This window comes from Mycobacterium sp. NGS68 (assembly GCF_059812195.1).
The window spans coordinates 179,007-196,299 of the sequence record NZ_JCALCE010000009.1; the positions used below are offsets into that span (position 1 = coordinate 179,007).

Sequence of the window (17,293 nt, forward strand, 5' to 3'; positions counted from 1 at the left end):
GCTGCCACGCATATTCGAATGTAGCGCGGCGCGCGGCATTTACCCAGCAGAAATCGGTAAAACCGCAGGTGGTCGGTTAGCCAGCTTTGCGCGTTTCGGCGCGAATGTCGTGTTCGGGGTGCGCGGCCAGGTAGTCGCGCAGGGCCTGACGTCCGCGGTGGATGCGGCTGCGCACGGTGCCCAGCTTCACCCCGAGGGTGGCGCCGATCTCCTCGTAGGACAGCCCCTCGATGTCGCACAGCACCACGGCGGCGCGGAACTCCGGCGGCAGCGAGTCCAGGGCGGCCTGCAGGTCCGGACCCAGCCGGGAGTCGTGGTAGATCTGCTCGGGGTTGGGCTCGTCGGCGGGCACGCGGTCATAGTCGTCGGGCAGTGCCTCCATGCGGATGCGGGTGCGCCGGCGGACCATGTCCAGGAACAGGTTCGTGGTGATGCGGTGCAGCCAGCCCTCGAAGGTGCCGGGCTGGTAGTTCTGGACCGAGCGGAAGACCCGGATGAAGGTCTCCTGGGTCAGGTCTTCGGCGTCCTGCTGGTTGCCGGAGAGCCGGTAGGCCAGCCGGTACACCCGGTCGGCGTGTTGGCGCACGAGTTCGTCCCACGACGGCATGTTCGCCTTGTCGCCGGTCGCGTCGAACACCGCGGTGCCGTGCAGCTGGTCGGACGGCTCCACCCACTCGTCGTCACGGATCACCTGCGGGTGCGACATCGTGGTCGAGTTCAGCGTTGGGCTCAAATGCGTTGGGCTCAAGGTGGTGATGATCGGGTCCTCCGGGTTTGCACTGCCGTCAGGAATAGGCAGTTCGTCACCGGCAACGCGAAGCGGCCACCGGCTATTCCCGGCTGTATACCCATTCCAGCGCCCCTCGCGTTCCATACGCATACCGTCGCCTACCGGAGTGTGGGCGATATAGGAGCAAACTGAGGTTTGCCTGAGAAACCATATCGTTACCTGCGTCTATCAGGGCGTTTGCCGTGTGGCGTGAGCTTGGTCGCCTTTGCGGCCTCGGGCGTGTTGCCGCGGACCGGCCCAGGCGCGCCTGCCGGCCCCCCGGGCGGCATGGAATACGCTGCCGATCATGGACGCCCCCGGTAACAGCACGGACACCCCCGACGAGGCGGCCGAGGCGGCCCCCAGCCGCGCCGAGTCGATCTCGCGGCACGCCGAGGGGTCGATCTCGGAGGACGCGATCCTGGCCGCGGCCCGCGAGCGCGCGGTGGACATCGGCGCCGGCGCGGTGACGCCGGCGGTCGGCGCGCTGCTGAGCCTGCTGGCCAAACTCAGCGGCGGCAAGGCCGTCGCCGAGGTGGGCAGCGGCGCCGGCGTCAGCGGCGTCTGGCTGCTGTCCGGGATGAGCGACGACGGCGTGCTGACCACCATCGACATCGAGCCCGAATACCTGCGGCTGGCCAAGCAGGCGTTCTCCGAGGCGGGCATCGGGCCGTCGCGCACCCGGCTGATCAGCGGCCGCGCGCAGGAGGTGCTGACGCGGCTGGCCGACGAGTCCTACGACCTGGTGTTCATCGACGCCGACCCGATCGACCAGCCCGAGTATGTCGTCGAGGGCGTGCGGCTGCTGCGGTCCGGCGGGGTGATCGTCGTGCACCGGGCGGCGCTGGGCGGGCGCGCCGGAGACCCGTCGGCGCGCGACGCCGAGGTGGTCGCGGTGCGCGAGGCCGCCCGGCTCATCGCCGAGGACGAGCGGCTCACGCCCGCGCTGATCCCGCTCGGCGACGGCGTGCTGGCCGCCGTGCGCGACTAACTACCGCGAGTCCCGCCGAGCAGACGCATAAGCCCCCGTTTCGTGCCGAAATGAGGGGCTTTTGCGTCTGCTCGCGCCACCCCCTTGACACTCGACTGAACGTGCGTTTAGTGTCCTGAACATGCGTTCAGCCGATCTCACGGCCGTGGCCCGCATCCGCGATGCGGCCATCGAGCAGTGGGGCCAGCACGGCTTCGGCGTCGGGTTGCGCACCATCGCCGAGGCCGCGGGGGTGAGCGCCGCGCTGGTGATCCACCACTTCGGCTCCAAGGACGGCCTGCGCAAGGCGTGCGACGAGTTCGTCGCCGAAGAGATCCGCAGCGAGAAGTCCGAGGCGATTCAGTCCAGCGATCCCGCAACCTGGTTCGCGGCGATGGCCGAAATCGAGTCCTACGCACCGCTGATGGCCTACCTGGTGCGCAGCATGCAATCCGGCGGTGACCTGGCGACGACGTTGTGGCACAGGATGATCGACAACGTCGACGACTACATGGACGAGGGCGTACGGGCCGGCACCATCAAGCCCAGTCGCGATGCGCACGCGCGCGCCAAGTACCTCGCGATCACCGGTGGCGGCGGATTCCTGCTGTACCTGCAATTGCATGAAACACCAACGGATCTCAAGGCGGTGCTGCGCGACTACGCGCGGGACATGGTGCTGCCCGCCATGGAGGTGTTCACGGAAGGACTGCTGGCCGACCGCACGATGTACGACGCGTTCCTGGCCGCAGAGGAGGAAGGAGAACCGCATGTCGGTTGACAACTGCCCGCCCATCGAAATCCGGGGGCTGGCAAAGAATTTTGGTGCGGTACGCGCGCTGGACGGCCTCGACCTGACCGTCCGCCGCGGCGAGGTGCACGGCTTCCTGGGGCCCAACGGCGCCGGCAAGTCCACCACCATCCGCATCCTGCTGGGCCTGGTCAAGGCCGACGGCGGCAGCGTGCGACTGCTCGGTGGCGACCCGTGGACCGACGCGGTGCGCCTGCATCGCGAGATCGCCTACGTGCCAGGCGATGTCACGCTGTGGCCGTCGCTCACCGGCGGCGAGACCATCGACCTGCTGGCCCGCATGCGCGGCGGCATCGACGAACAGCGCCGTGCGGAACTGGTCGAGCGCTTCGACCTCGACCCGCACAAGAAGGCCCGCACCTACTCGAAGGGCAACCGCCAGAAGGTCTCCCTGATCTCGGCGTTCTCGTCGCACGCCACGCTGCTGCTGCTCGACGAGCCGAGCAGTGGCCTGGACCCGTTGATGGAGAATGTGTTTCAGCAGTGCGTCGGCGAGGCCCGGGATCGCGGCGTGACCGTGCTGCTGTCCAGCCACATCCTGGCCGAGACGGAGGCGCTGTGCGAACGGGTGACCATCATCCGGGCCGGCCGGACCGTCGAGAGCGGCACGCTTGACTCGATGCGGCACCTCAGCCGCACGTCGATCAGGGCCGAAATGATCGGCGACCCAGGCGACCTCACGCGCATCCGCGGCGTCGCGGACGTCAGCCTGGACGGGCGCACGCTGCGCGCCCAGGTCGACAGCGAAAACCTCGGCGAACTCATCCGGGTGCTCGGTGACGCCGGGGTGCGCAGCCTCGTCAGCCAGCCGCCGACGCTCGAGGATCTCTTCCTGCGCCACTACGACACCACGGTGGCGACGCTATGAGCACCGCAACGCTGGACCGGCCGGCGCCGCCGCGGGCCGGCTCGAATTTCACTGGGACGCTGGGGATGTTGCGGCTCTACCTGCGCCGCGACCGGGTCTCGTTGCCGCTGTGGGTGCTGCTGCTGTCGCTGCCGCTTTCCACCGTCTACATCGGCAGCATCGAGAAGCTCTACCCCACCGAGGCCGCGCGCGCCGGGTTTGCGGCCACCATCATGGCCAGCCCGGCCCAGCGTGGACTCTACGGCCAGATCTACAACAACAGCCTTGGGGCCGTGGGGATCTGGAAGGCTGGAATGTTTCACGCGTTGATCGCCGTCGCGGTCATCCTCACCGTGATCCGGCACACCCGCGCCGACGAGGAGTCCGGCCGGACCGAGCTGATGGACTCGACCGCGGTGGGCCGCTACGCCAGCCTCACCGCGGCGCTGATCCTGTCGTTCGGGGCGTCGATCGCCACCGGCGCCATCGGTGCGGCGGGGTTGCTCAAGACCGACGTCCCGGCGGGCGGGTCGGTGGCTTTCGGGGCGGCGCTGGCCGGGTCCGGCCTGGTGTTCGCGGCGGTGGCCGCGGTGGCCGCGCAGCTCTCACCGAGCGCCCGCTTCGCCCGCGGCACGGCGTTCGCGGTGCTGGGCGCCGCATTCACGGTGCGCGCCGTCGGCGACGCGGGTTCCGGGGCGCTGTCCTGGGCGTCGCCGCTGGGCTGGTCGCTGCAGGTCCGGCCCTACGCGGGTGATCGCTGGTGGGTGCTGTTGCTGCACTTGGCGACGACGGCCGCGCTCACCCTGGTGGCGTACCGGCTACTCGCCGGCCGCGACGTCGGCGCCGGATTGATCGCCGAGCGCACCGGTCGGGGCTCCGCCGGCGCGGGACTGCGCGGCGTCGCCGGACTGACCTGGCGGCTGGACCGCGGCGCGCTGCTGCTGTGGACCGTCGGGTTGTGCGTGTACGGCGTGGTGATCGGCAGCGTCGTGCACGGCATCGGCGACGAGATCGGCGACAGCCAGCAGAGCCGCGACATCGTCGCGCGGATGGGCGGCACCGGCGTGCTGGAGCAGGCCTTCGTCGCGGTGGCGTTCATCATGCTGGGGATGGTCGCGGCGGCGTTCGCCGTCTCGCTCACGCTGCGGCTGCACCAGGAGGAGTCCGGCCAGCGGGCCGAGCCGACGCTGGCCGGTGCCGTCTCCCGGACCCGCTGGGTGGCAACGCATCTGGCGGCCGCGCTCGGCGGTTCCGCGTTGGCGATGCTGGTGGCCGGCGTGGCGACCGGCCTGGTGTACGGCGCCGCGGCCGACGACGTCGGCGGCAAGCTGGGCATCACGGTGGGCACCGCGCTCGCGCAACTGCCCGCCGTCTGGCTGCTGTCCGCGGTGACGATGGCGCTGTTCGGCCTCGCACCGAGGTTCGCCCCCGTCGCTTGGGGGGTGCTGGTCGGGTTCGTCGCGCTGTATCTGATCGGCTCGCTGGCCGGCTTTTCGCAGTGGCTGCTCGACCTCGAGCCCTTCGCGCATGTCCCCCGGGTGGGCGGCGGCGACTTCACTGCGGTGCCGCTGCTGTGGCTGCTGGCGGTCGATGCGGTGCTGATTGCGGTCGGGATCATGGCCTTTCGGCGACGGGATTTGCGGTGAGCGGACGCGGGTACCCCTCCCTGTCGTCAACGCGTAGGGGGAGATCATGAAGACCGTTGTGCAGGTTGCGACATCGTCGGTCATCGGCCTGGTGGTCTTGGGTTTGCTGCTGTTCGTGCCGGCCGGCACGCTCAGCTACTGGCAGGCCTGGGTTTTCATGGCCGTGTTCACCACCGCGACGCTCTTGCCGGCCGTCTATCTGATGCGCACCAACCCGGCGGCGCTGCAGCGGCGCATGCACAGCGGTCCGCAGGCCGAAGGCAGGCCGATCCAGAAGGCGATCATCACCGTCGCGTTCGTCGCGCTGTTCGCCATGACGGCGTTCAGCGCCCTCGACCACCGGATGGGCTGGTCGTCGGTGCCGGCGTGGGTGTGCGTGCTCGGGAACGTGCTGGTCGCCGCCGGCCTCGGGCTCGCCATGCTGGTCGTCGTGCAGAATGCCTACGCGGCCGCGACCGTGACCGTGGAGTCGGGCCAGACGCTGGTGTCCAGCGGCGTGTACAAGTACGTGCGGCATCCGATGTACGTCGGCAACATCGGCATCATGGCGGGGATACCGCTGGCGCTGGGTTCCTATTGGGGCCTGCTGTTCACCATCCCGGGTGTAGCGGTGTTGGTCGTACGCATCCTCGACGAGGAACGTCTGCTCAACCAGGAGCTGGGCGGGTACCGCGAATACTCCGACCGGGTGCGCTACCGCTTGGTGCCGTACGTCTGGTAACCCAGCGACCGCGGCGTCGGCGGGCGTCTGGCGCGTGTCGTGGCCATTTTCGTGGACGGGCGGGCGGCGCTGTGGTTCGCTAGCCGAAGATCCACCGGCCCGTACGTGCAGGCAGACCGCGCAGGAGACGCAGTGAAGGGCACGCTTTTCGGATTCCCCCGCCGTCCAGCCCTGGTGATCGCCGTCTGCCTCGCGCTCCTGGTGGCGGCGGGCGTGGCCGCGCTGACCCTCCGGCCCGCCGCGAAGCCCAGCGCCGCCGCCGCGCGGCACCAGAGCACGTTGCCACTGGTCGGCATCACGCCGCATGGCCTGGCCGTCGACAGCAACGGCACGCTCTACGTCACCGACTCCCGCAGCCCGCGCGTGCTGTCGTTGGCGGCCGGCGCCACCGGCCAGACCGAACTGCCCTTCAGCGACCTCGACATTCCCGACGGCGTGGCCGTGAACCGTGACGGAACCGTGTACATCACCGATTACGGCAGCCATCAGGTGCTCGCGCTGGCGCCGGGTTCGACCAGCCAGACCGTCCTCGCATTCACCGGCCTCAGCGGCCCCTCCGGCGTCGCGGTCGACGGCGCCGGAACCGTCTACCTCGCGGACAGCGGCCACAGCCGGGTGCTCGCGCTGGCGGCAGGCGCCACCACGCAGACCGTCCTGCCGTTCAGCGGGCTCCACAGCCAGTTCGGCCTGGCGGTCAACGGCGACGGCACCGTGTATGTCGCCGACTATGGCAACAACCGGGTGGTGTCGCTCGCCCCCGGCTCCACCAGCCAGACCGTCCTGCCCTTCACCGGACTCAACCATCCATACGGCGTCACGATCGGCAGCAACGGAACCGTGTACGTCGCCGACGACGGCAACAACCGCGTGGTGTCCCTGGCCGCGGGTTCCACCACCCAGACCGTCCTGCCCTTCAGCGGCCTCAACAGTCCCGCCGATGTCGCGGTCGACGGCAAGGGCACCGTCTACGTCGCCGACTACGGCAACGGCCGGGTGGTCTCGCTCTCCGCCTAGCCCGCCTTGTCTCGCCGAGCAGGACCGCGCAGGACCGAGCAGGACCGCTAGAGCCAGACGCCCTTGCCCACCGCGACCACCCCACCGGCGCTGATCGCGAACCGCTCCCGGTCCTTCTCCAGGTCCACCCCGACCATCTCGCCCGGCCCCACAACGACATTCTTGTCCAGGATCGCGTGCCGAACCACCGCACCGCGACCGACCCGGGCGCCGGGCATGATGACGCTGCCCTCGACGATCGCGCCGTCGTCGACCACGACGTTCGACGACAGCACCGAATTGCGCACCGACGCCGCCGAGATGATGCTGCCCGCCCCCACCACCGACTCCTGCGCGGACCCGCCGTTGACGAACTTCGCCGGCGCCAGGTTTTCGGACGCACCTAGGATCGGCCAGCGCCGGTTGTAGAGGTTGAACACCGGATGCACCGACACCAGATCCATGTGCGCGTCGTAGAACGCGTCCAGTGTCCCGACGTCGCGCCAGTAGGCCCGGTCGCGCTCGGTGGCGCCGGGCACGTCGTTGTCGTTGAAGTCGTACACGGCAGCCATGCCGTCGGCCACCAGCCGCGGAATGATGTCGCCACCCATGTCGTGATCCGAGTGGTCGTCGTCGGCGTCGGCGCGGATCGCGTCGATCAGCACCTTGGTGGTGAAGATGTAGTTGCCCATCGACACGAACGCGGATTCGGGGTCGTCGGGCGTGCTGGGCGGCTCCAGCGGCTTCTCCAGGAAGCGGCGGATGCGCCCGGAATCGTCGGCCTCGATGCAGCCGAAAGCGCTGGCCTCGCTGCGCGGGACCCGGATACCCGCCACCGTCGCGCCCGCGCCGCTGTCGACGTGGAATTGGACCATCTGCTCGGGGTCCATCCGGTACACGTGGTCGGCGCCGAAAACCACGATGTAATCGGGGTCTTCGTCGTAGATCAGGTTCAGCGACTGGTAGATCGCGTCCGCCGAGCCGGTGTACCAGCGCGGGCCCAGCCGCTGCTGCGCCGGCACCGGCGTGATGTACTCCCCCGCCAAGCCGGACAGCCGCCAGTTCTGCGAGATGTGGCGGTCCAGCGAGTGCGACTTGTATTGGGTGAGAACGCAGATCCTCAGGTAGCGGGCGTTGACGAGGTTGGAGAGCACGAAATCGATCAGCCGGTAGGCGCCGCCGAAGGGAACCGCCGGTTTCGCCCGGTCCGCGGTCAGCGGATACAGCCGCTTGCCCTCACCGCCGGCCAGGACGATGCCCAGCACGTGTGGCGCTTCCCTCATGGCCTCAAACCTATCGGCCGCCGCTGACCCCTGCCAGTGGTAACCCCGCGTTCGGCGCTGCTGTCCCCCGCGGTGTTTGGCCTAGTTGTGCGGAGGTCGGTCCCGCCAACTACGGTGCGCTGTATGCGGGTGGCGATGATGACTCGGGAATACCCTCCGGAGGTCTACGGCGGGGCCGGCGTGCACGTCACCGAATTGGTCGCGCATCTGCGCCGACTGTGCGCCGTCGACGTGCATTGCATGGGCGCCCCGCGCCCGACGGCCGTCGCCCACCAGCCCGACGAGCGGTTGAGCGGCGCCAACGCGGCGCTGTCCACCCTGTCCGCCGACCTGGTGATGGCCGACGCCGCGTCGGCGGCCACCGTCGTGCACTCGCACACCTGGTACGCGAACCTGGCCGGGCACCTGGCCGGGCTGCTCTACGACATCCCGCACGTGCTGACCGCCCATTCGCTCGAGCCGATGCGGCCCTGGAAGGCCGAGCAGCTCGGCGGCGGCTACCAGGTGTCGTCGTGGGTGGAGCGGACGGCGATGCTGGCCGCCGACGCCGTCATCGCGGTCAGCGAAGGCATGCGGGAGGACGTGCTGCGCGTCTACCCTCGCTTGGATCCCAGCCTGGTGCACGTCATCCGCAACGGCATCGACACCGACGTCTGGTACCCGGCCGACCCGGGGGCCGACGGGTCCGTCCTGGCCGAACTCGGGGTCGACCTCAGCCGGCCGATCGTGGCGTTCGTCGGGCGCATCACCCGGCAGAAGGGCGTCGCGCACCTGGTCGCAGCGGCGCACCAATTCAGCCCGGACGCGCAGCTGGTGCTGTGCGCCGGCGCGCCCGACACGCCGGAGATCGCCAACGAAGTGCGGTCCGCGGTCGCCCGGCTGGCCCATAATCGCACCGGCGTGTTCTGGATCCGCGAGATCCTGCCAGTCCGGAAGCTTCGTGAAATACTCTCGGCAGCAACGGTTTTCGTATGCCCCTCGGTATACGAGCCGTTGGGAATCGTGAACCTGGAGGCGATGGCGTGCGCCACGCCGGTGGTGGCGTCCGACGTCGGGGGGATACCGGAGGTGGTGACCGACGGCGTCACCGGATCGCTGGTGCACTACGACGTGCGGGACGCGTCGGACGCCGGGGGTTACGAGACGAGATTGGCCGAAGCCGTCAACGGGCTGATCGCCGATCCCGAGCGGGCTGAAAGCTACGGGAAGGCCGGACGCCAGCGATGCATCGAGGAATTCTCCTGGGCCCGCGTGGCCGAGCAGACGCTGGACATCTACCGGAAGGTGTGCGCGTGACCCCAGAGTTTGCCGCCCGGGCGGCCTAGCTGGTAACGCCCTTCAGTTCGTCACCCAGCGCGGCGGCTTCGTCGGGCGTGAGCTCTACGACGAGTCGGCCGCCACCCTCAAGTGGTACCCGCATCACGATGCCGCGCCCCTCCTTTGTCGCTTCCAGAGGACCGTCTCCGGTCCGGGGCTTCATCGCCGCCATCGAGTGCTCCCTCCAGATTCGAGCTGGCCCGCCGTTGCGGACCTGGTCGGCGCCGCGCATGCCCCGCCAGTGGATTTCCAGCCATACCCGACATTGAACTGCCAAATCACCCCCCCATTGTTCCTTATCCACGCGACCATGTGCACAAGACCCGGCTATGCGGCTCCCGCCGGGGCCTCAGGCCGCCGATGGGGGCACCCAGCAACCCCGGATGTGGTCGTCGACCATGCCGGTTGCCTGCATCAGCGCATAGGCGGTGGTGGGCCCGACGAACCGGAAACCGCGCCGTTTCAGCTCACGCGCCATGGCCTTCGATTCCGCACTGGCCGAGGGTATTTCGGACAGGTCGGCCGGCCGCGGCCGGGCCGGCGGGGCGAACGACCACAGCAGGTCCGCCAGGTCGTCGGGACTTCCCAGGTCGGCGGCGGCCCGCGCGTTGGCGATGGTCGCCTCGATCTTGGCCCGGTTGCGCACGATGCCCTGGTCGGCCAGCAACCGCTGCACGTCGGCGTCGGTGAAGCCGGCGACCCGCTCGATGTCGAACCCGGCGAACGCGCGCCGGAAATTCTCCCGTTTGCGCAGGATGATCAGCCAGGACAGCCCGCTCTGGAAGGCCTCCAGGCTCATCCGCTCGAACAACTCCACGCCGCCGCGCAGCGTGCGGCCCCATTCCTGGTCGTGATAGTCGCGGTACAGCTCGAAGTCCGGCCCCGGCCGTCCTATCGCCCAGCCGCAGCGGACCACTCCGTCATCGCTCATACCTCGTCCTGACGTTCCTCACCGCCGCCAGGTTCCACGACGTCGGCCTTTTCCCGCGCGGCGAGCTGTCCGCGCAGCGCCTCGAGTTCGCGGCCGAGCCGGTCCAGCACCCAGTCCACCTCGCTGGTGTTGTAGCCGCGCAGAACCTGGGTGAACTTGACGGCGTCGACGTCCGCCCCGGTGACGCCGAACGCGGGCAGCACCGTCACCGTCGTTCCCCGCGGCAATGGCGGCAACTGCTCGCCGCGGCCGAACAGCAGACTGGCCGCCCCGAACAGCACGATCGCCACCAGGATGAGCACCACCAGGTACAGCAACACCAACGCCACGCCGTCGATCTTGCCTTAGAGCACCGACAACCCGCCGACTAGCGGGGCCGCAACACGTTCATCGGCGGCCGGTCCAGCAGCGACACCGGCGCCGTCTGCGCCGTGTAGCCGAAATCGTCGGGACCGGCGAAGAACTGCGTCAGCCCGGCCCCGGAGTCGGGGATCCCGCAGCGCGCGAACAGCGTGGCGATCACCTGCCGGCTCATCCCGCCCAGCTCGGTCAGCGGCCGATTCCGGTGCGCCCGCACTCCCAGGTTGACCTGCGCGATCGCGTCCAGGCCCAGCCGGTCGAAGGTGTCCACAAGCAGGCCGATCTCCACGCCGTAGCCCGGCGCGAACGGCAACGACGTCAGCAGCTCGCGGCTGGCCGCGTACTCGCCGCCCAACGGCTGGGCCACGCAGCCCAGCTCGGGCCGCAGCGCGGCCAACAGCGGCCGGGCCACCAGCTCGGTGACCCGCCCCCCGCCCGTGGCGCCCTCGCCCTGAAGCGGCCGTCGATAGAAGCCCTTGACCAGGTGAATGCCGTCACCAGTCAACAGCGGGCCGACCAGCCACGGCACGAACATGGGGTGCGGATTGATCAGGTCGGAGTCGACGAACACGACGATGTCGCCGCTGGTGGCCGCCAGTGAGCGCCACAACGCCTCACCCTTGCCGGGCCGCGTCGGGACCTCGGGCAGCGCCTGCTCCCGGCTGACCACGCGGGCGCCCGCGGCGATCGCGCGGATCTCGGTGTCGTCGGTGGAGCCGGAGTCCAGCACGATCAGCTCGTCGACCAGCCCGTTCACCAGCGGCGAGATGCTGTCGATCACCGATTCGATGGTCTGTTCCTCGTTGAGGGCGGGCAGCACCACCGAGATGGTTCGGCCCGCCTTGGCCGCCACCAATTCGCCGACGGTCCAGCCGGGTCGGTTCCAGCTGCGCTGCGCCAGCCAGCTGTCCGCCGGGCTGCCGTCGCTGGTGAACTCGCCGACCAGCTCGGATGCAGTCATGCGAGTCCCCTCACCGTGCGCGTCGGCGGGCGCGTCCCCTGGATCGAGGCCACCATCTCCAGCACCTGCCTGGTCGCGGCGACCTCGTGTACCCGAAACATCCGGGCGCCCGCGGCCGCCGCCAGCGCGGTGGCCGCCAACGTTCCCTCGAGCCGTTCGGTCAATTCCACGCCCAGAGTCTCCCCGACGAAGTCCTTATTACTCAAAGCCATCAGCACGGGCCATCCGGTCTTAACAAGATCGGCCACGTGGCGCAACAGCAGCAAGCTGTGGAAGGTGTTCTTGCCGAAGTCGTGCGTCGGGTCGATCAGTACCCGATCGCGGGCTACGCCGGCCGCGACCGCCCGCTCGGCGGCTTCGGTGACCTGGCGAATCACGTCGTCCACGACACCGCGGGTAGTCGTACCGTAGCTCACCCGGAACGGTCGTGTGCGCGGCTGCGCACCGCCGGTGTGCGAACACACCAGCCCGGCGCCGAACTCTGCGGCCACCTCAGGCAGCGCCGGGTCGATGCCGGCCCAGGTGTCGTTGATGATGTCGGCGCCCGCCGCGCACGCCGCGCGGGCCACGCCCGCGCGCCAGGTGTCGACGCTGATCAGCAGGTCGGGGTACGCGCCGCGGAGCCATTCGATGTAGGGAATGAGGCGGGCGAGCTCGGTCGCCGCGTCGACGTCTTGGCCCGGGCCCGCTTTGACGCCGCCGACATCGATGACGTCGGCGCCGTCGGCGACGGCCCGGTGCGCTGCGGACCTGGCCGCATCGTCGCTGAAGTGCACACCCCGGTCGTAGAACGAGTCCGGGGTGCGGTTGACGATCGCCATGATCAGCGCGCGATCCGCGGCGACCGGGCGGCCGCACAGAGTCGACTGCACGGTTGACTGCACGCCTCCATAGTGCCTGGTGCCCCGGCGATCGCCGCATTCGACGAGTGTCGGGTTGTGTCACGCAAAATCGCCGGGAGCGTGTCTTAACCCGACGCTCGCCGGGGCCCAAGCGGCCCCGAAGCGGCCCCGAAGCGGCCCCGAAGCGGCCCGACCCGCGAAAGCTACCCCTGCGGGCGCTTACCCGCCGCCACTTCCTCGGGGAATTCGCCGTAGAACGGCACGTATCCCTCCGCGCGCCCGGACAGCACATACAGCGGATCCTCGACGTCGTCGCCGTAGGCCTGATTGCGCAGCTCCACCTTGCGGCTCTTGAACGTCGACGTGTGCTCCAGCGAATGCGCCACGCGCACGAACAGCGGCAACGCATACGCGGGCAGCTGGTCATACACCGCGCGGGCCAGGGCGTGGCCGTCGAATTCGGCACCGTCGCGCAGCTTGACCGCGGCCATCCCGGCACGGCCGCCGGTGCGCGGAATCTCGACGCCGTAGACCGTGCACTCCTCGACGGCCGGGTCGGTCGCCACCGCCGCCTCCACCTGGGTGGTGGCGACGTTCTCGCCCTTCCAGCGGAACGTGTCGCCGAGCCGGTCGACGAACGCGGCGTGCCCAAAACCCTGCGGGCGCAGCACGTCACCGGTATTGAACCAGCAGTCGCCCTCCTTGAAGGCGTCGCGCACCAGCTTCTTCTCGCTGGACGCCTTGTCGGTGTAGCCGTCGAACGGCTGCAACCGGTTGACCGCGCTGAGCGCCAGACCCGGCTGGCCGGGGGGCACCCGGCGCACCCGCCCGCCGGAGTCGCGCAGCGGCGCGCCGGTGTCCGGGTCGTACTCCACGTAGGCCAGCGGCGTCGGCGAGATCCCCGTGGTCCTGGGCAGGTTGAAGATGTTGACGAAGGCGGTGGTGCCTTCGCTGGCGGCGTAGAACTCGCAGACCCGCTTGATGCCGAACCGCTCGGTGAACTCGTCCCAGATCTCGGGCCGCAACCCGTTACCGCCGATCACCCGCACCCTGTGCCTGCGGTCGGTCGGCTTCGTCGGCTGGTTGAGCAGGTACCGGCACAGCTCGCCGATGTAGATGAACGCCGTGGCCTCGCTGGCGATCACCTCGTCCCAGAACCGGGAGGCCGAGAACGACTTGCCCAGCGCCAGCGTCGCGCCGGAGTTGACCACCGACGACACCGCGACCGTCAGCGCGTTGTTGTGGTACAGCGGTAGGCAGCTGTACAGCGTGTCGGAGCCGCGCAACCGCAGCCCCAGCCCGCCGAAGCCGGCCAGCGCGGACAGCCACCGCCGGTGCGTCATCACGCTGGCCTTGGGGAAGCCGGTGGTGCCCGAGGTGAAGATATAGAACGCGGTGTCCTTGGCCCGCACCGCCGACACCGACGCGGGGTTGGTGGCGGGCGCGCTGACCGCGAACCGCTCCAGATCCTCGATGGTCAGCGCCTCGGTGGCGCCCGCGCCCCCGGACTCGGTGACGGCGCTGATCAGGTCGGTCTCGGCGACCAGCACCTTGGCGTCCAGCAGGCCCATGCTGTGGGCCAGCACCTCGCCGCGCTGGTGGTAGTTGATCATCCCGGCGACGGCACCGCACTTGACGGCGGCCAGCATCGTCAGCACGGCGTTGGGCGAGTTGCGCAGCATGACGGCGACGACGTCGCCGTGGCCGACCCCGCGCGCGGCCAGCACCGCCGCATACCGGTTGGCGGTCGCGTTGGCCTCGCGGTAGGTGATCTGCTGGTCGCCGAACCGGAGGAAGACACGGTCGCTGAAGCGCGCCGCGCGCTCCTGGAACACCGAGCCGATCGACTTCTTGGCATTCGGCTGGGCCAGCCCGGTCACCACACCGCGCAAGATCACGGGCAGGTCGGCCAGCACGGCAGGCACCCGGACGGCGATGTCGGTGAGCTTGATCGCGCTGCGAGCGCCCCCGTCATGATCGGACACGTGATCCCTCGATTCCTTATGACCCGTCGGGCTCGCACTCCTTGATTGCGGCACTCACCTTATCGACCAGCACCAACCGGTCCATCGCGAGCTGTGAGATGTAGTTCTCGTCCAGCAGCCCGCTCAACCAGACCCACAGGTCCCGATAGTGGCCCCAGGGATCCAGCATCACGATCGGCTTGTCGTGCATGCCCAGTACGCTCGCCGTCCACACGTCGAACAGTTCGTCCATGGTCCCGATGCCACCCGGCAGCGTGATGAACGCGTCGGAGCGGTCCTCCATGATCTGCTTACGTTCGCTCATCGTGTCGGTGACGATCAGCTCGTCGGCGTTGGTGTCCGCGATCTCGCGCCGCATCAGCGTCTGCGGGATCACGCCGACGGTCCGGCCACCCCGCGCGCGGGCGGCGCTGGCCACCGCGCCCATCGCGGAGACGCGACCGCCGCCCCACACCAGCGTCCAGCCCCGATCCGCGATCGCCTCGCCGAGGTCGGCGGCGAGTTCGAGCAACCGGGGATGCGTCGGCGTGGCCGCACAGAACACACAAACCGCCCACTCGGCGGCCGGATCGCGGTTAGGGCGCATATTTGCCAAAGGGTAAACCACGCTGGTCAACTCGCGACGCTGGTACATAAAATTCGGTAGGTGCCGATTCGGTGGAACGTTCCGGAACACGCAGCCGCCCTCGAGCGGCTGAAGCTCAGCCTGCAACGCGAGGGCGGCGCGGTGCTGCTCGGCCCCGACGGCGTGGGCAAATCCACGCTGGCCCGGTTGGCCGCCGAACACGTCACCGCCGAGCGCCCGGCCACCATCACCCGCTGGGTCACCGGCACACCGACCGAGCGCGTGGTCCCGTTCGGGGCCTTCAGCCATCTCGTGGAGATCGCCGACATCGGCAAGCCGGCCGCGCTGCTGCGGGCGGCCCGCGCGTCCCTGGTCCGGGACGGCCGCGAGGGCGACCTGCTGCTCGTCGTCGACGACGCGCACTGCCTCGACATCCTTTCGGCCACCCTGGTGTACCAGCTTGCGCTGGCCGGCGCCGCGCGGATGATCGTCAGCGCCCGCGCTGACGCGGCACCGGACGCCATCGCGGCGCTGTGGACCGACGGCCTGCTGGAACGGATCGACCTCGAGGCGCCGACGGAGGCGTCCGGGCCGACGGGGCCCGCCGGGCCGGCCCAGGTCGACGAGTTCCTCGCCGAGCTGCCGGGGCCGGCGCGGTCGGTGCTGGACTATCTGGCCGTTGCCGAGCCGCTGTCGGTCGCGGATCTCGCCGTCCTCGCCGGTGACGGCGCCGTGGGGCAGGCCGAAGACTGGGGCGCGGCGGAAAGCCGGGTGCCGGGCGGACGGGCGGACGAGCCCATGGTGTACACCGCGCACCCGCTGTTTGCCGAACGAGCGCTGGCCGCGTTGGGCCGCGACGGCGCCCGCCGGCGCCGCACCGATCTGGTCAGGCTGCACGCGCAGCGGCCATGGGAACACCTCAGTGACCGGCTGCGGCTGGCTTCGCTGGCCCTCGACAGCGACGCCCCGCAACCGGTGCCGGAGGTGATCGAGGCGGAGCAACAGGCGCTACGGCTGGGCGACATGGCGCTTGCCGAGCGATTCGGCTGGGCGGCACTGGACCGATCCGAGGACCGGTCCGAGGACCGGTCCGGCTGTTTGGCCGCCCGGCTGCCGCTGGCGTACGCGCTGAGCTGGCAGGGCCGCGGACGCGAGGCCGGGGCCGTGCTCGGCGAGGTCGATCCCGCCGGCCTGTCGGAGACCGAGCTGATGTCGTGGGCCGTACCGCGTGCGGCGAACCAATTCTGGATGCTCAGCGAGCCCGAGCGGGCCACGGCGTTCCTGCAGACCACCCGCAACCGGGTCGCCGATCCGGCCGCGCGCGCCACCCTGGACGCGCTGACCGCGACGTTCGCCATGAATGCCGGAAACCTCAAGCGCGCCATCACGTTAAGCGCCGAGGTGCTGGCGGGGCCACCCGCCGGGGACACGGCCGTCGCCTGGGCGGCCAGCGCGGGCACGCTGTGTTCGGCGCGGATGGGCCGCCTCGGTGACGTCGAGCGGCTCGCCGAGCTGGCGTCGACGGCCGAGCATCCCGGGCTGCTGCGGTTCACCGTCGGCCTGGGCCAGATCACGGCGCTGCTGATGGCCGGCGAGGTCGCGGCCGCCCAGACCCTGGCTCAGCGATTCACCGACTTCGCCGAGCTGCAGCAGCCCGGCCGGGCCGTCGGCGAGGTGCTGTTGGCGCACGTGTTGATCGTGAGCGGCGAATTCGCCGCGGCCGCTTCGATACTGGAGCCGGCGGCCGCGACGCTGGAACGCACCGGCTACTCCTGGGGCCCGCTGTCGCTGATGCTGCTCGCGACCGCCCTGGCGCAGCAGGGCGACATCCCCGCGTCGGCAAAGGCGTTGCGTCGCGCGGAAACCCGGCACGGGACCAAGTCGGCGTTGTTCGCACCCGAACTCGGGTTGGCGCGGGCGTGGACGCGTGCGACGGCCCGCGACATCACGGGCGCGATCAGCGCGGCGCGCGAGGCGGCCCGCACGGCGGAGCGGGCCGGGCAGTCGGCGGTGGCGCTGAGCGCCTGGCACGACGCGGCTCGCCTCGGCGACGCCCGCGCCGTCGACCCGCTTTCCCGCCTTGCCGCCGAGATCGATTGCGCCGTAGGACATATTGCCCTCGCGCACGCGCGTGCGCTGACCGCCGGCGACGGCGCGGGGCTGCGCTCGGCCGCCGACGAGCTGGCGGCGGCCGGAATGCACGCGGCCGCCGCCGATGCCGCTGCCCAGGCGCAGCGGGTGGCTAGCCGCTAAACCGTAACCGCGCCGTGCTGGCAAAGTGACCAGCACGCC

General features: G+C 70.1%; 16 protein-coding genes and 2 pseudogenes. 9 read left to right on the forward strand and 9 right to left on the reverse strand.

All coding sequences use genetic code 11. The features are described from left to right. Window positions 1-76: 76 nt before the first annotated feature. Window positions 77-874, reverse strand: coding sequence for an RNA polymerase sigma factor SigE (gene sigE / locus AC5Y5V_RS12720; protein WP_499935229.1), 798 nt, complete (start codon window positions 872-874; stop codon window positions 77-79). 202 nt (window positions 875-1,076) lie between these two features. Between sigE and AC5Y5V_RS12725 the strand changes: the two genes are divergently transcribed. The 7 genes and pseudogenes from AC5Y5V_RS12725 to AC5Y5V_RS12755 form a co-directional block, all read left to right on the forward strand. Continuing rightward, entirely contained in the window at window positions 1,077-1,760 is a 684-nt protein-coding gene (locus tag AC5Y5V_RS12725; RefSeq protein WP_499935233.1) for an O-methyltransferase, read from the forward strand. A 121-nt stretch (window positions 1,761-1,881) separates the two neighbouring features. Next, complete coding sequence (locus AC5Y5V_RS12730) at window positions 1,882-2,520, forward strand: TetR/AcrR family transcriptional regulator (RefSeq protein WP_499935238.1); 639 nt, start codon at window positions 1,882-1,884, stop codon at window positions 2,518-2,520. Further along, window positions 2,510-3,418 (forward strand): ABC transporter ATP-binding protein, encoded by a 909-nt coding sequence (locus AC5Y5V_RS12735; protein ID WP_499935242.1) that lies wholly within the window; start codon window positions 2,510-2,512, stop codon window positions 3,416-3,418. The genes AC5Y5V_RS12730 and AC5Y5V_RS12735 overlap by 11 nt, the downstream gene beginning before the upstream one ends. Then, entirely contained in the window at window positions 3,415-5,043 is a 1,629-nt protein-coding gene (locus tag AC5Y5V_RS12740) for an ABC transporter permease (RefSeq protein ID WP_499935247.1), read from the forward strand. The genes AC5Y5V_RS12735 and AC5Y5V_RS12740 overlap by 4 nt, the downstream gene beginning before the upstream one ends. 46 nt (window positions 5,044-5,089) lie before the next feature. Continuing rightward, window positions 5,090-5,764, forward strand: a complete 675-nt coding sequence (locus AC5Y5V_RS12745) for a methyltransferase family protein (protein ID WP_499935251.1) — start codon at window positions 5,090-5,092, stop codon at window positions 5,762-5,764. Between the two features lie 213 nt (window positions 5,765-5,977). Further along, window positions 5,978-6,250: pseudogene (locus AC5Y5V_RS12750) on the forward strand (hypothetical protein); the annotation flags it as partial. 24 nt (window positions 6,251-6,274) lie between these two features. Then, window positions 6,275-6,778 (forward strand): annotated as a pseudogene (locus AC5Y5V_RS12755) (NHL repeat-containing protein); the annotation flags it as partial. Window positions 6,779-6,825: 47 nt separating this feature from the next. Here the strand turns inward: AC5Y5V_RS12755 and glgC are convergent. After that, window positions 6,826-8,040, reverse strand: a complete 1,215-nt coding sequence (gene glgC, locus AC5Y5V_RS12760) for a glucose-1-phosphate adenylyltransferase (RefSeq protein ID WP_499935254.1) — start codon at window positions 8,038-8,040, stop codon at window positions 6,826-6,828. 123 nt (window positions 8,041-8,163) lie between these two features. Between glgC and glgA the strand changes: the two genes are divergently transcribed. Then, the gene (gene glgA / locus AC5Y5V_RS12765; protein WP_499935259.1) at window positions 8,164-9,336 is read left to right on the forward strand and encodes a glycogen synthase; all 1,173 of its coding nucleotides are present in this window, start codon (window positions 8,164-8,166) and stop codon (window positions 9,334-9,336) included. 25 nt (window positions 9,337-9,361) lie between these two features. Here the strand turns inward: glgA and AC5Y5V_RS12770 are convergent, their stop codons facing one another. The 7 genes from AC5Y5V_RS12770 to log form a co-directional block, all read right to left on the reverse strand. Then, on the reverse strand, window positions 9,362-9,529 hold the full coding sequence (locus tag AC5Y5V_RS12770; protein WP_003406247.1) for a DUF3117 domain-containing protein: 168 nt from the start codon (window positions 9,527-9,529) through the stop codon (window positions 9,362-9,364). A 177-nt stretch (window positions 9,530-9,706) separates the two neighbouring features. Then, complete coding sequence (locus tag AC5Y5V_RS12775) at window positions 9,707-10,288, reverse strand: DNA-3-methyladenine glycosylase I (protein ID WP_499935263.1); 582 nt, start codon at window positions 10,286-10,288, stop codon at window positions 9,707-9,709. After that, window positions 10,285-10,617: a DivIVA domain-containing protein gene (locus AC5Y5V_RS12780; protein ID WP_499935265.1), complete on the reverse strand. Its 333-nt coding sequence runs from the start codon at window positions 10,615-10,617 to the stop codon at window positions 10,285-10,287. Before AC5Y5V_RS12780 ends, AC5Y5V_RS12775 begins: the two co-directional genes overlap by 4 nt. A gap of 38 nt (window positions 10,618-10,655) precedes the next feature. After that, complete coding sequence (locus AC5Y5V_RS12785) at window positions 10,656-11,609, reverse strand: glucosyl-3-phosphoglycerate synthase (protein WP_499935268.1); 954 nt, start codon at window positions 11,607-11,609, stop codon at window positions 10,656-10,658. Then, window positions 11,606-12,430: a dihydropteroate synthase gene (folP, locus tag AC5Y5V_RS12790; protein WP_499935353.1), complete on the reverse strand. Its 825-nt coding sequence runs from the start codon at window positions 12,428-12,430 to the stop codon at window positions 11,606-11,608. The genes AC5Y5V_RS12785 and folP overlap by 4 nt, the downstream gene beginning before the upstream one ends. A 224-nt stretch (window positions 12,431-12,654) precedes the next feature. Next, window positions 12,655-14,436 carry a long-chain-acyl-CoA synthetase FadD6 gene (gene fadD6 / locus AC5Y5V_RS12795; protein WP_499935272.1) on the reverse strand — a complete coding sequence of 594 codons (1,782 nt, stop codon included), beginning with the start codon at window positions 14,434-14,436 and terminating at the stop codon, window positions 12,655-12,657. Window positions 14,437-14,452: 16 nt separating this feature from the next. Next, window positions 14,453-15,022: a cytokinin riboside 5'-monophosphate phosphoribohydrolase gene (gene log, locus AC5Y5V_RS12800; RefSeq protein WP_499935276.1), complete on the reverse strand. Its 570-nt coding sequence runs from the start codon at window positions 15,020-15,022 to the stop codon at window positions 14,453-14,455. 60 nt (window positions 15,023-15,082) lie between these two features. On the opposite strand from log, the gene AC5Y5V_RS12805 reads away from it, so the two are divergent. After that, a complete protein-coding gene (locus AC5Y5V_RS12805; RefSeq protein WP_499935279.1) occupies window positions 15,083-17,254 on the forward strand; it encodes an AAA family ATPase in 2,172 nt (723 codons plus the stop codon). Window positions 17,255-17,293 lie beyond the last annotated feature (39 nt).

What these genes read in the sequence shown, in the direction of transcription:
- sigE (WP_499935229.1), bottom strand. Translation starts at nt 874, where the DNA reads ATGGAACGCGAGGGGCGCTGGAATGGGTATACAGCCGGGAATAGCCGG.
- AC5Y5V_RS12725 (WP_499935233.1), top strand. Translation starts at nt 1,077, where the DNA reads ATGGACGCCCCCGGTAACAGCACGGACACCCCCGACGAGGCGGCCGAG.
- AC5Y5V_RS12730 (WP_499935238.1), top strand. Translation starts at nt 1,882, where the DNA reads ATGCGTTCAGCCGATCTCACGGCCGTGGCCCGCATCCGCGATGCGGCC.
- AC5Y5V_RS12735 (WP_499935242.1), top strand. Translation starts at nt 2,510, where the DNA reads ATGTCGGTTGACAACTGCCCGCCCATCGAAATCCGGGGGCTGGCAAAG.
- AC5Y5V_RS12740 (WP_499935247.1), top strand. Translation starts at nt 3,415, where the DNA reads ATGAGCACCGCAACGCTGGACCGGCCGGCGCCGCCGCGGGCCGGCTCG.
- AC5Y5V_RS12745 (WP_499935251.1), top strand. Translation starts at nt 5,090, where the DNA reads ATGAAGACCGTTGTGCAGGTTGCGACATCGTCGGTCATCGGCCTGGTG.
- glgC (WP_499935254.1), bottom strand. Translation starts at nt 8,040, where the DNA reads ATGAGGGAAGCGCCACACGTGCTGGGCATCGTCCTGGCCGGCGGTGAG.
- glgA (WP_499935259.1), top strand. Translation starts at nt 8,164, where the DNA reads ATGCGGGTGGCGATGATGACTCGGGAATACCCTCCGGAGGTCTACGGC.
- AC5Y5V_RS12770 (WP_003406247.1), bottom strand. Translation starts at nt 9,529, where the DNA reads ATGGCGGCGATGAAGCCCCGGACCGGAGACGGTCCTCTGGAAGCGACA.
- AC5Y5V_RS12775 (WP_499935263.1), bottom strand. Translation starts at nt 10,288, where the DNA reads ATGAGCGATGACGGAGTGGTCCGCTGCGGCTGGGCGATAGGACGGCCG.
- AC5Y5V_RS12785 (WP_499935268.1), bottom strand. Translation starts at nt 11,609, where the DNA reads ATGACTGCATCCGAGCTGGTCGGCGAGTTCACCAGCGACGGCAGCCCG.
- folP (WP_499935353.1), bottom strand. Translation starts at nt 12,430, where the DNA reads ATGGCGATCGTCAACCGCACCCCGGACTCGTTCTACGACCGGGGTGTG.
- log (WP_499935276.1), bottom strand. Translation starts at nt 15,022, where the DNA reads ATGCGCCCTAACCGCGATCCGGCCGCCGAGTGGGCGGTTTGTGTGTTC.